At 46.1% G+C, this 12660-nt stretch carries 12 protein-coding genes and 1 pseudogene; 3 read left to right on the plus strand and 10 right to left on the minus strand.

Annotated elements, in window-relative coordinates:
- Positions 1 to 27: 27 nt before the first annotated feature.
- A complete protein-coding gene (locus tag GPK81_RS05895) occupies positions 28 to 1383 on the minus strand; it encodes an MATE family efflux transporter (RefSeq protein ID WP_215706691.1) in 1356 nt (451 codons plus the stop codon).
- A 159-nt stretch (positions 1384 to 1542) separates the two neighbouring features.
- Between GPK81_RS05895 and GPK81_RS05900 the strand changes: the two genes are divergently transcribed.
- The gene (locus GPK81_RS05900) at positions 1543 to 2448 is read left to right on the plus strand and encodes an AraC family transcriptional regulator (protein ID WP_215706692.1); all 906 of its coding nucleotides are present in this window, start codon (positions 1543 to 1545) and stop codon (positions 2446 to 2448) included.
- 8 nt (positions 2449 to 2456) lie between these two features.
- On the opposite strand, the gene GPK81_RS05905 is transcribed toward GPK81_RS05900, so the two are convergent.
- The gene (locus GPK81_RS05905) at positions 2457 to 3137 is read right to left on the minus strand and encodes a TMEM165/GDT1 family protein (protein ID WP_215706693.1); all 681 of its coding nucleotides are present in this window, start codon (positions 3135 to 3137) and stop codon (positions 2457 to 2459) included.
- A gap of 247 nt (positions 3138 to 3384) precedes the next feature.
- Entirely contained in the window at positions 3385 to 4329 is a 945-nt protein-coding gene (locus tag GPK81_RS05910) for a ketopantoate reductase family protein (RefSeq protein WP_021976032.1), read from the minus strand.
- 285 nt (positions 4330 to 4614) lie between these two features.
- On the opposite strand from GPK81_RS05910, the gene GPK81_RS05915 reads away from it, so the two are divergent.
- Positions 4615 to 5703 carry a pyridoxal phosphate-dependent aminotransferase gene (locus tag GPK81_RS05915; protein ID WP_215706694.1) on the plus strand — a complete coding sequence of 363 codons (1089 nt, stop codon included), beginning with the start codon at positions 4615 to 4617 and terminating at the stop codon, positions 5701 to 5703.
- 28 nt (positions 5704 to 5731) lie between these two features.
- Positions 5732 to 5917 (plus strand): DUF6219 family protein, encoded by a 186-nt coding sequence (locus tag GPK81_RS05920; protein WP_021976030.1) that lies wholly within the window; start codon positions 5732 to 5734, stop codon positions 5915 to 5917.
- Positions 5918 to 5990: 73 nt separating this feature from the next.
- Here GPK81_RS05920 and GPK81_RS05925 read toward each other — a convergent pair whose 3' ends face one another.
- From GPK81_RS05925 to metG, 7 genes and pseudogenes are all read right to left on the minus strand, one after another.
- On the minus strand, positions 5991 to 6221 hold the full coding sequence (locus tag GPK81_RS05925) for a hypothetical protein (protein ID WP_174088313.1): 231 nt from the start codon (positions 6219 to 6221) through the stop codon (positions 5991 to 5993).
- A 717-nt stretch (positions 6222 to 6938) separates the two neighbouring features.
- The gene (locus GPK81_RS18515; protein WP_252196613.1) at positions 6939 to 7715 is read right to left on the minus strand and encodes a TatD family hydrolase; all 777 of its coding nucleotides are present in this window, start codon (positions 7713 to 7715) and stop codon (positions 6939 to 6941) included.
- Between the two features lie 27 nt (positions 7716 to 7742).
- Positions 7743 to 8147 (minus strand): annotated as a pseudogene (locus GPK81_RS18520) (MOSC domain-containing protein); the annotation flags it as partial.
- 374 nt (positions 8148 to 8521) lie between these two features.
- Positions 8522 to 9010, minus strand: coding sequence for a MogA/MoaB family molybdenum cofactor biosynthesis protein (locus GPK81_RS05935; protein ID WP_021975917.1), 489 nt, complete (start codon positions 9008 to 9010; stop codon positions 8522 to 8524).
- Between the two features lie 3 nt (positions 9011 to 9013).
- Positions 9014 to 10003, minus strand: a complete 990-nt coding sequence (gene moaA / locus GPK81_RS05940) for a GTP 3',8-cyclase MoaA (protein ID WP_215706696.1) — start codon at positions 10001 to 10003, stop codon at positions 9014 to 9016.
- Entirely contained in the window at positions 10003 to 10482 is a 480-nt protein-coding gene (gene moaC, locus GPK81_RS05945; RefSeq protein ID WP_021975919.1) for a cyclic pyranopterin monophosphate synthase MoaC, read from the minus strand. The genes moaA and moaC overlap by 1 nt, the downstream gene beginning before the upstream one ends.
- 2 nt (positions 10483 to 10484) lie before the next feature.
- Entirely contained in the window at positions 10485 to 12458 is a 1974-nt protein-coding gene (gene metG / locus GPK81_RS05950; protein WP_244096087.1) for a methionine--tRNA ligase, read from the minus strand.
- Positions 12459 to 12660: the final 202 nt, after the last annotated feature.

Consider the following 12660-nt stretch of genomic DNA (forward strand, 5'->3'; position numbering starts at 1 on the left):
CAAAAGATCTGAAAGGTATGTACCCTGTCACTCTGCTGTCTGAAACTCCTTCCGGAAAACCACCGCAGCCCCGACAATAAACGCACAGCAGATCACCCACGTCACAGGTTCGCAGATGCATACGGCGATATAGCCCCAGACCGGGACGAGCCAGATGGCAAAGATAACTTTACCGATCAGTTCCAACGTACTGCATATCAAAGGTGCTTTCAGGTGCTGCATTCCCTGCAGTGCGTTTCGTAAGATTACCAGCACTGCCATTGGCGGAATCATGGGGATGCTGACCCGAAGATAAAGCAGTCCGTTAGAGATCACCTCCGGGTTGCTGCTTCCGGTAAGAAGCCGGATTGCTGCCGGTGCCAGGGTAAAAGTAAACATAAGTGCAATGATCCACCAGATCCCATACAGAAGAATTGCTGTCCGACAGCCTCTGCGGATTCTTTTTCCCAGGCCCGCCCCATAGTTCTGGCTGGCATAGATCGCCGTGCTGGTTCCAAGTGCCAGTCCTGGAATATAAAACAGTTCCGCAAGCCTCCTGCCTCCAACCTGCGCCGCAATATAAACACTTCCAAGTGCATTGATACTGCTCTGAAGGATCACACTGCCAATACAATAAATAGCATTCATCATCCCCATACTTAAACCGGAGAAAAACATCTCTATTACAAAATTCTTCTTCACTTTGAATTCATTTTTCGAAAATCTCAGTTCCGGATAATAGCGCACAATATACCCCAAACCGATCCCGGCGCTGATTCCCTGAGCCAGAACTGTCGCAGACGCAGCACCTTGTACTCCCAGTCCCAACGGTCCCATAAACCAGAAATCCAGTCCCACATTCAGGACACTGCTGAAAAGCAGAAAAACAAGGGGCATCACACTGTTTCCTACAGCCTGTAAAAGACTCGCCTCCAGATTATACAGCATAGTCAGCGGAATTCCCGCCAGAATGATCGTCAGATAGCGCAAAGCTCCGTCCATCACATCATCTGGGATCTGCATCACCTGAAGCAGTCCTTTTCGAAATATCAAAAAAGCGACAGTCAGCACAACTGAGCAAAAGCAGGACAAACACGTCATCCAGCACACCGACTTCTTCACTCCCTGCTGGTCTCCTGCTCCGAAGTTCCGGCTCACTCTAAGAGCCAGTCCATTATTCATTCCAAACGCAAAATTCGTGATCAGACTATATAACGCCGCAGTAGCACCAATCTGTGCAAGCGCTCCATCCCCCAGCAGATTTCCCGCAATCGAGGTATCTACAAGATTATAAAACTGCTGAAGCAGATTTCCAAGAAAAAGCGGCATGGCAAAACGCAGCAAAAGCGAGGTCGGACTTCCCTTCGTCATGTCCATCGTTTGACTTTTCTTTTTCAGATCCATAATAACTTTCCTCCCTGATCCATATGGCAACTGACATCCTTCTTAATCACCGTCTGTAAAACAGACATCAGTATTTTCTTTTATTATACAATCCGACACACAGTTGCTGCTGTAAAAATAGCGGTGTATACTATAACAAAAACGACAGGGAGATTTTTTATGATACGTAATGCAAACTGGGTGGAAACCGATATCCACCAACAGGAATTCCCGGAACAGGAAAGATATCTCTTCGATCTGGTTGCAAACAGAGGCGATATCCATAAATTCATTACCGGAAATATTCCCGCACACTGGCATAATGAACTGGAGATTTTTATGCTGATGGAAGGCAGCGTCAGAATCGGGATCGGTGATACTTTTTACGATGTCCATGCAGGGGAAGGCTGTTTTATCAATACTGGCATTCTTCATTCTTTTATCGGTCTTGTCCCTTCCCCGTGCCTGTACCGTTCTTTTGTGTTTGATCCATCGATCATAAGCGGCGCCCCGGGCAGTGTTTTTGATATCCGCTATATCCGTCCCCTTATGGAAAAAGGCGCCGCTTTCATAAAAATCCCGGGAGATATCGTCCCGGGATCTTGTGATAAACATTTTTTTCAGGCATTTGACAACGCCTTTTCTGCCTGCGCCGATGAATTGCCCGGCTATGAATTTCAGGTACGCAACGCCCTCTCCGAAATACTTCTGATCATTCTGGAAAAGAACCGCGGCCTTTCTGCCCCACAGCTTCCCGAAATCCAGGAACTACGCCTGAAGCAAATGCTGGCATGGATCGATCAGAATCTGGAAAAAAATATCTCCGTAAAAGATATTGCGGCAGTTGCCAGCATCTGTGCCAGAGAATGCCAGCGTATTTTTCAAAGATATCTGAGCACCACACCTATGGCATATGTACGCCAGAGACGCCTTCTTCTGGCCGCCAGGCAGCTTACTCTCACGGACACACCAGTGACGGACATTGCGTTAAACTGCGGTTTCGCAAGCCCCTCCTACTTTACCCGGCATTTCCGGCTCCTTACCGGAACTACCCCTACACAGTACCGGGAAAACATCCGTAAATAGATTTTATTTTATGCTTTAGATTTTTTTGACTGCTTATAAAGCACAAGACAGACGATCACAAATGCTACTGTAACCACAACTGTCAGCGGAAGAATCATAGCAGATTCTGCTCCAAGCAGAAGCCCGAATCCCTGTCTCAGTGTCAGAATTCCAAAAATGGAAAAAATAAAAAACGCAACTGTATTGAGAATTCCCTCCGGTGCTTTGCTTTTCAGAAGATAACCGACCAGAAGACCGATCACATCCGCTGCAAAAAGTCCAAGTGAACAGGCAAGCCATACAACAACTGCAGCACTTAAGCCCTCGTTTGCTCCAAATGTAATGGCAGTAAGCTGTGTCTTATCACCAAGCTCCGCAACAAAAAATGTACAGAATACAGACAACGGCGCAAACTTAATTTTCCGGTCCTTTACATTCTCTTCCTCATCATCGTCTCCCTTAAGCGTTGTTGCCGCAAAAAACAGGAACGCCGCACCGGCAATCAGACGGATCAGCCACGTAGGAACTACCGTACTGACAAGGCCTCCGGCAAGAACCGCCAGTCCGTTCAGCACCAGGATCGCAACACCGGTTCCAAGCAGGATATCCTTCAGCTTGAACTTGGAAGTCATTGCCACCAGCATCAGCTGTGTTTTGTCGCCCATTTCCGCAATGAACTGGGTAAAAAGCACTTTCATAAATAGCAGCATCTTTCTTCTCCTTTGCATATGTGTCCGGTCCGGAGCCATAAAAAAAGACCCACGCATACTTTATCTCCATAACAGAAATAAAATATACATGAGTCTCATTCTTTAAGATTTGCCAGGTGCATGCACCAGTATGTTGACAAACCACGTTTACACGCGAATTACTCCCTCACGGAATTGATTTTCGTCATTGTAGCAAAGTTGAGAAACTTTGTCAATAGCAGTGTGAAAAGCAGCTCCCGTCTTTTTATCAGAATTTCTCAGCCTTAGCCTTCAGCCCCTGATACATCTCTTCAGAAAGAGGAATGGAAACACCCAGACGTTTCGCCTCCTGCACGATATAACCACTGAAAGTTTCCAGCTCCGTCTGCTTTTTGCAGATCTGAAAATCTCTCTGAAGGGAACTGGTGGCGTTATCTGCATGAACATGACGGAACTTGTGAATCACCTCCTGTATGTGTTCATCTGTCAGTGCCACACCCTTTGCACGGCCTACACTGGCAGCCTCCCACACAAGAGTTTCGTACTGCTGCGCCTTCACCGGATCCCTGCGAAGCTCCCCGATGGTATTATCATAAAAAGCCGTCATCACGTTAAACGCACAGTTCAGGATATACTTTCTCCAGATCTCCACCTCAATATCCCCGTCATCCTTATAATCAATATCTGCGCCCTTCAGGATCTCGGCTACCTGGGCCACTTTCTCCTTCTGCCCCTGATCTGCGTTTTTGATCCCGATGCACAGCCAGGTAAAAGTATCCTGCTGGGAAATGGAAAAATCCGCGTTTGCAAAAGCTACCGTATAGATCAGAGAATCCACAACCGTTCCCCTTCCGATCAGGCTGCGGATCTTTTCCCCCGGATCCACCCCGTTCATCACCGGAATGATCACCGTATCATCTGTGACCATATCCCGGATATTTTCACATACATCCTCCAGAGAGTAATTTTTTACACAGATAAAAATATAATCCTGCTGTCCCATTTCCCGGACTGGAACTACACGCTCCGGCTTCGCAACGATCTCTCCCTTATAATCACTGTGCAGCACCAGTCCGTTCTCACGGATGCTCTCCCCTCTGGCTCCACGGGCCACCATTGTCACATGAGGATAGGCCTTCGCCAACATTCCCGCAACATAGCCACCAACACCGCCGATTCCGATCACTGCAATCTTTTTATCTTCTGTTTTCATGATATCTTATCCTCTTTTTCTTATTTCCGTCCCAGATTATAGCTCTCCAACAAATTATTGCATCGCTACAGGCAGATGTCTGCAGTCTGCACTTGCTTCCTGCTTATAGCTCTATTTTATCAGACAGCCATCCGCATTTCCATATCTGCTGTAAAATCCGTACACAAAACACGCCAGCGAAAAAACTTTCCGTCTCTATGCTATAATTTCTGGAAATGCCATGGATTCTGATGTATACTGGATATAAATTTTTTGTAGAAAAAATAAAAATACGAGGTGACAAAAATGGACACGAAACCCGTTTTTCACGGAAGTGATATAGAAAAGATCTGCAGCTATTACGGATTAAAAAAAGAAGACATTGTCAAATTCGGCGCCAATGTTAATCCACTGGGGCTCTCGCCCAAAGCCAGTGCCGCCATTGCCGCACATGTTGACATTTTTTCCTCCTATCCGGACAGAGAATACGCGACCCTTCGCAATACTATTTCCGAATATTGCAATATTCCGGCAGATTTTATTCTTCCCGGAAACGGCTCCAGCGAACTGATCTCCCTCCTCATTCAGGAAAAAGCTCCAAAGCACACCCTGATCCTGGGACCTACCTATTCCGAATACTCCAGAGAGCTTTCTTTTTCCGGAAGCACCCAGGAATATTACCACCTTCAGGAAAGCAAAAACTTCGAGCCGGACATTCCCGATCTTTGCAAAAAGCTGGAACAGGGATACGATTTTCTCATTCTCTGCAACCCTAACAATCCCACCTCCTCTGCCATCTCACAGAAGGATCTCCGCCAGCTGATCAGTTTCTGCGCGGAAAAAAATATCTTCGTAATGATCGATGAAACTTATGTTGAGTTTGCTCCGGATATCAATGCCATCACTGCCGTTCCTCTGACCCGGGAATTCACCAACCTTATGGTTCTCCGAGGCGTATCAAAATTTTTCGCAGCCCCGGGAATGCGTCTGGGTTACGGCATCACCGGAAACATGGATTTCCTTTCCAAAATGCGGGAGAAACAAACTCCATGGTCTCTTAACAGCATGGGCGCCTTTGCCGGCGAGATCATGCTCCAGGATGAAGACTATATCCGCCAGACCCGTGAACTGATCCTTTCTGAGCGCACAAGAATGATCAAAGAACTGAAGTCCGTTCCAACTTATAAGGTCTATCCCGCCTATGCAAACTTCATTCTTCTTAAGATCCTGAAACCAGGCCTTACCTCTTATGATGTTTTTGAAGCCTGCATCCGCCAGGGCCTGATAATCCGTGACTGTTCCTCCTTCCAGTGCCTGGATGGAGAATTTGTACGGTTCTGCATCATGATGCCGGAGGACAATTCCCGCCTTGTTGAAGTGTTGAAAAACCTGTAAAAAAATAAATCTTACGGAGGATACCAAAATGAAATCTCACAAATACTGGTCACTGGGCGCCCTTATCACCATGATCGCAGCCTTTTACACCGGCTGCAAAAGCATGAAAACCGCACACAGGTATTTTGCATGCGCTTCTTTGATCTGCATGATTATGTCTATTTATTCCGGGCATAAGATGATTGCCGGGAAAACACAGGAAAAGGAAAATTGATGTAAAAAAACGTCCGGCCTGTTAAGAACTCAACAGGCCGGACAGCGAAAAAAAGCAGATATATAGTATACTCTCACAATCTACCCTTTATTTCAACCACAACTTTTCCGTGTGCTCCTAATGCTCCATATGGGTCAAAACATACAAAGACTTTTTTTCCAGGTTTAATATAAAACTGAAAATCTGAATACTTCATTTTCATAACATAAGAATACCCCTGACCGGAAAATTTTTTCGAATATGCGGTTGCTATATTTTTCTTTACATTACTTTTCTTCCCAGATGCAACATCTTGAACTGCCAACTTCTTTCCGTCTTTAAGACGATATGTTAAGCCATACTCCCTATTTTCTCCAATTCCCCCTGCATACCATTTGGAAACAAACCTAAAGCTTATATAACCATTCTGATTATACGTTACGTTGCATTTATTAATGTAATAAATTTTTTTAAAAGCTCATAATACTCAAATAAATTGTTTCTGTATTGTAGAGATGCTTTATAATCCGCTGCTAAGGATTTGTTTATTTTTTTTATTGCAGAACTGTTTCCTTTTATCTGGGGTAATTCATAAAAATATTGTGCCGTCAATTTCTTGCAGCGTTTAATTTGTTGCTTTTTCTCAATTTTATAAGAAACCTTAGCTGTTGTCGGTTCGGCAAATGCTATTGTATATTCTGTAATATTGCAAACAAGAGCAAGTGCAATAACAAGTCCTATACTTACAAAATGCTTCCAGATATTTTTTTATTCTTCATCCTTATCTTACCTTTTTATATTATATGTTTTACATCGTTCTCAAACTCTGCAAGCACAGCGGCTGATGAAATTTCTGTTTAAATACCATACGTTTTTACATCATTCTCAAACCTCAAATCCAAAAATGAAGCGCCTCATCTGCGCTTATCGTATGATATTCAAACCTTGAAAAGTAATAAATTCATATTTATTTTACTAATTATAAAATATCTTTTATCTTTTGAGAAGTCTCTTGATATATTTTCAGTATTTTCTATTCATTTCAAACCAACCCAAACACCCGCAACGCATTACTCTCCGTCACAGCCACAACCTCCTCGCAGCTGACACCTTTCAACTCCGCGATCGTCTTCACAACCTCCGGCAGATACAGCGAGCTGTTTCGTTTCCCACGGTTTGGGACAGGGGCCATATACGGGCAGTCGGTTTCCAGCAGAATCTGGTTCAGTGGTGCATACTCCACCACTTCTTTCAGCTTCCGTGAATTCTTAAAAGTAACCACTCCACCGATTCCCAGGTAGAGTCCCATATTCAGGTATTCCCTTGCGATCTCCTTACTATAGGAAAAGCAATGGATGATCCCTCCATACATTCCATCCCTCATATACTCTCTCACAATATTCAGCGTATCCTCCGCTGCATCCCGACTATGGATCATAAATGGGAGCTTCTTTTCACGGGCGATGTCCATCTGCTGGCGGAATACTTTCTGCTGAAGAAGGTGCTCTTCCCTCTCCTTATGCCAGTAATAATCCAGGCCGATCTCGCCTACGGCTACTGTCTTTTCCATGTCGCAATATTTTCGGATCTCATCCAGAACAGCTGCATCTACCTTATCCGCATCATCCGGATGAACCCCCACTGCACCATAAACAAACGGATACTTTTCCACCAAATCATAAACCCGGTCAAAATGTCCCACGGAAGCACACACATCCACAATATGCCCAATCCCGTTCTCCTGCATACTCTCAAGCATCTCAAACCGATCCTCGTCAAAAGCCTCATCGTCATAATGGGCATGGGTATCAAAAATCATAGCCTTATCCACAGACATCTCGTCACCGACAGAAACTTTTCCACCTTTCAGCACTCTTGTAAACACACCTTCCCGTGGCATGATGCACTCACCCATCTTCTGGAAAATGGCACAGCCATTGTGGCACTCCTTTCCGATCTGAGTCAGCTCCAGCACAACTTCGCCACAGCGAAATCTGGTACCAACCGGAAGCTTCGCAAAATCAATCCCCTCCACAACCAGATTCTCACCAAAAGCACCATCCTCAACCTCTGCACCCTTTGCACGGAACGCATTGATCTTTTCACTGGAAAGAAGACTCACCTGCCGGTGCCACTTCCCGGCATGAGCATCCCCCTCAAGTCCCCAGTCCTCCACAAAAACCGCAGACCCGACATTCTTCTTCTGTGTTCCTTTCTTCTCACTGATACAAACCGCAAGTACTTTTCCCATAGCAAACTCCTATTAATCACACATCATTACCAAATTTATTCCTATATCACACCAGCAATATTGATTTCCAAAACCTACCACATGTAACTCTCAAGCCTCAGGAATTATGAATCGCTGGAGATGAATTTTAATCATAAAACCTACCACATCCAACAGCCAGCCCAACGGAGGCAGGGCCAGTACGGTGACGTTAGCGGAGCGGCCGTCGAGAGGCGAGTATAGCTGCTGCCACCGAGCGCCCTGTTTGAGCCGCAGGCGAGTTGGCGCGAATGGCAGCAAATCAGCGACGCAGCCGAACAGGCCGCGCAGCGTGTCACCGTACTGGCCCTGCCTCCGTTGGGCGTCCGTTCGTTAGTCTAAGTATACACCACACACTACCGTCCGCATTCTCCAGCATCGCCGGTCAAAATCTCAATCCCATGCCCCAACGCCTCAATAATAACCTCCAGGCACTCCCTGACAGCCTTAGGACTCCCTGGCAGATTAACGATCAGCGTTCCCTTCCGGATCCCAGCCGTAGCCCGGCTCAACATCGCCCGCTTCGTGATCGTCAGACTAAACGCCCGCATCGCCTCCGGGATCCCCGGCACACGCCGCTCGATCACATCCTCCGTAGCCTCCGGTGTCACATCCCTCTGAGAAAACCCGGTACCACCCGTAGTCAGGATCAGCTCCGCCAGACCCTGATCCGCAATCTCAGCCATCCGTGCACTCAGCAACCCACGGTCATCCGGCAAAACATCCATAGAAACAACCACATACCCTGCCGCTTCCACAATCTCTTTCGCAGCCGGCCCGCTAAGATCCTCACGTTCCCCTCTGTAACCCTTATCACTAGAAGTGATCACCGCAACTCTCTTCATCACTCAACCTCCGATCTGAGCCATACAAAGCTTCTCCGTCTTATCATCCTTCTGTTTCTCCAACCCTCCGCCAAAAGCATGCCCGTCCGGTTTCTCCGCCAGAGCCTCCAGGATCACAGCTTTCAGCTCTTCATCCGAACCACCACTGCGGATCACCCCTCGAAGATCCCGCCCCGCCGCATACTGCAGACAAGTCTTCAAAAACCCCTGGGAAGTCAGCCGGATCCGGTTGCACTCCCCGCAGAACTTATGACTCACCGCACTGATAAATCCGATCTTCCCGGAAAAGCCATCCACATCATAATAATGGCAGGGACCATTTCCAAGCGGCTCCCCAACATACGGCGAAAACCGCGGAAGTTTTTCCCCAAGGATCCCAAGCAGTTCCTCCTCCGACACCCCATGAAATTCTTTTCCCATTCCAATAGGCATCATCTCAATAAACCGCACATGCACCTTATGGTCTTTTGCAAGAAACGCCACCCGGCAGAGATCCTGCTCCGGAATCCCAAGAGGCACACAGTTGATCTTCAATGAAATTTCCGGATACTTCAGCGCCTCTGAAATCCCCTCAAGCGTCCGTCCCAGTTCATCCCGCCTGGTGATCTGCCTGCTGCAGACCTCATCTAGCGTATCCAGACTGATATTCAGTCCGTCCAGTCCCGCCCGGGCAAAATCCCTCATCTGATCCTTCAAAAGCACACCATTTGTAGTCAGAGTCACTTTCTCGATCCCCGGCATCTTTTTCAGTTTTTCCACAAGCTTGGGCATCCGAGGTCTCACCAGCGGTTCCCCACCGGTGAGCTTGATCTTTCGGATCCCCAACTCTGCCATCACCCGGCAGATCCTCAAAATTTCCTCTTCCTGCAAAATGAGGGAGCGCTCCACATGCTGCACTCCCTCCTCCGGCATACAATAAATACACCGCAAATTACATCTGTCAGTTACGGAAATCCTGAGATAATCAATATTTCTTCCGCACCTGTCTATCATTATTTTTCCTCAAAACGGAAATCTCCGCTTTTGCCTCCTGTTTTCTCTTCCAGATGGATATCAGACATGACCATGCGTTTATCGATTGCCTTACACATATCATAAATGGTCAGAAGCGCCACCTGAACACCTGTCAGCGCCTCCATCTCCACGCCTGTTTTCCCCTCTGTTTTTACCGTACAGAACACACGGATCACTCCCGCATCCTCATCCGTCTCAAAATCCACAGAACACTTCTGGATGGGAAGTGGATGGCACATGGGGATCAGGTCAGAAGTACGCTTCACACCCATGATACCCGCCACACGGGCCACCCCAAGCACATCACCCTTTTTCACATTTCCGCTTTTTACCGCGTCCATGATCTCCGGGCTTACCTGAATGGAACCGGTAGCTGTCGCCGTACGGTGAGTGTCCGGTTTATTGGACACATCCACCATAACAGCATTGCCATTTTCATCAAAATGATTCAGTTTCATATTTAACAGATCTCAGCGCCTGCAGGCATCTCTTTCTCCGGTACCATCAGGGAAAGATTTCCATCTGCATCCTCTGCACAGAGGATCATACCCTCGCTGAGGATTCCTGCAAGTTTGGCAGGTTTCAGGTTTGTAACAACCATAACTTTTTTGCCAACCATTTCCTCTGCGGAATAGTGAGCCTTGATTCCGGATACGATCTGACGAACCTGGCTTCCGATCTTAACCTGGGAGCAGAGAAGTTTTCTGGATTTCTTAACTTCCTCGCAGGCAATGATCTCACCAACCTGGAACTGAAGTTTTTCAAAATCATCAAAAGTGATCTCCGGTTTTGCCTCGATGTCGATCACATCTTTGGCTTCCTCTTTCTCCTCTTTTACTTCTTCCTTTTTCTCTTCTTTCTTCGGATGAAGTTTCTCAACTTTCTCAAGAACCTCTTTCAGGTCAAGTCTTGCAAAAAGGATCTCCGGTTTGTCAGTTACACGGTTTCCTGACGGATAAAGACCAAACTGCTCCATATCCTCAAGAGTTCTCTCGTTTGCGTTGAGCTGTACAAGAATGCGCTCTGTTGTACGCGGCATAAAAGATTTCAGAAGAGATGCGCCGATGCAGATTCCCTCAACCAGGTTGTAGAGAACCGTTGCAAGACGATCCTGTTTTGTCTCATCCTTTGCAAGTGCCCACGGCATTGTCTCATCGATATATTTGTTGCAACGTTTGAACAGGGAGAATACCTCTGTAATGGCATCTGCAACACGAAGTTTGTCCATTTTTGCGGAAACGTTCTTCGGAACCTGAAGGATGAAATTCTTAAGATCCTCATCAACCGGCTCAGTAACGTTCTTGTTCTCAACGATTCCGTTGAAATATTTATTGGACATGGAGATTGTACGATTTACAAGGTTTCCAAGTGTATTTGCAAGATCGGAATTCAGTCTCTCAACCATCAGCTCCCATGTGATGACACCATCATTCTCAAACGGCATCTCGTGGAGTACGAAATAACGGACAGCATCTACACCGAAGAACTCAACAAGCTCATCTGCGTAAATTACATTTCCTTTGGATTTACTCATTTTTCCATCGCCCTGAAGAAGCCACGGATGTCCGAATACCTGTTTCGGAAGCGGAAGATCCAGAGACATCAGGAAGATCGGCCAGTAAATAGTATGGAAACGGATGATATCTTTACCGATAAGGTGAAGATCTGCAGGCCAGTATTTGTTGAATTTCTCGCTGCTGTTTCCGTCACAGTCATAGCCGATACCTGTGATATAGTTTGTCAGGGCATCCAGCCATACATATACAACGTGCTTCGGATCAAAATCTACCGGAATTCCCCATTTAAAGGATGTTCTGGATACACAGAGATCCTGAAGACCCGGAAGAAGGAAGTTGTTCATCATCTCGTTTTTACGGGACTCCGGCTGGATGAAATCCGGATGTGTGTTGATATAGTCAATAAGTTTATCTGCATATTTGCTCATTTTGAAGAAATATGCCTCTTCTTTAGCCGGTACGCATGGACGTCCGCAGTCCGGGCATTTACCGTCTACAAGCTGAGACTCTGTGAAGAAGGATTCACAAGGTGTACAGTACATTCCTTCATAATGTCCCTTGTAGATATCTCCCTTTGCATACATTTTTTTGAAGATCTTTTTCACCTGCTCCTCATGATCTTTATCTGTTGTACGGATAAATTTATCATAAGAAGTGTTCATCAGATCCCAGATCCGTTTGATCTCACCGGACACGTTATCTACGAATTCCTTCGGTGTAACGCCTGCTTCTTCTGCCTTCAGCTCGATCTTCTGGCCATGCTCATCTGTTCCTGTCTGAAAATATACGTCATATCCCTGCTGTCTCTTAAAACGTGCGATGGCATCTGCAAGAACAACCTCATAAGTATTTCCGATATGCGGTTTACCGGATGTGTACGCAATGGCAGTGCTGATATAATATCTCTGCTTTTCCATTTTTCTTTCCTCCATAATATAAAAAATAATTGTATGCTTACTCATAACTGACTGAAAGTATATTCAGCCAAAACAGGAAAAATCCTGTCGATGCCATTGGAAGATTACAATGTAATTTCCTGTGACATAAAAAAACGTCTTCTCATACCACTTGCGATATGAGAAGACGAGTTATTACCCGTGTTACCACTTCTGTTCGTTC

The sequence above is a fragment of the Blautia sp. MCC283 genome (assembly GCF_018785565.1).
Classification (GTDB): domain Bacteria; phylum Bacillota; class Clostridia; order Lachnospirales; family Lachnospiraceae; genus Blautia_A.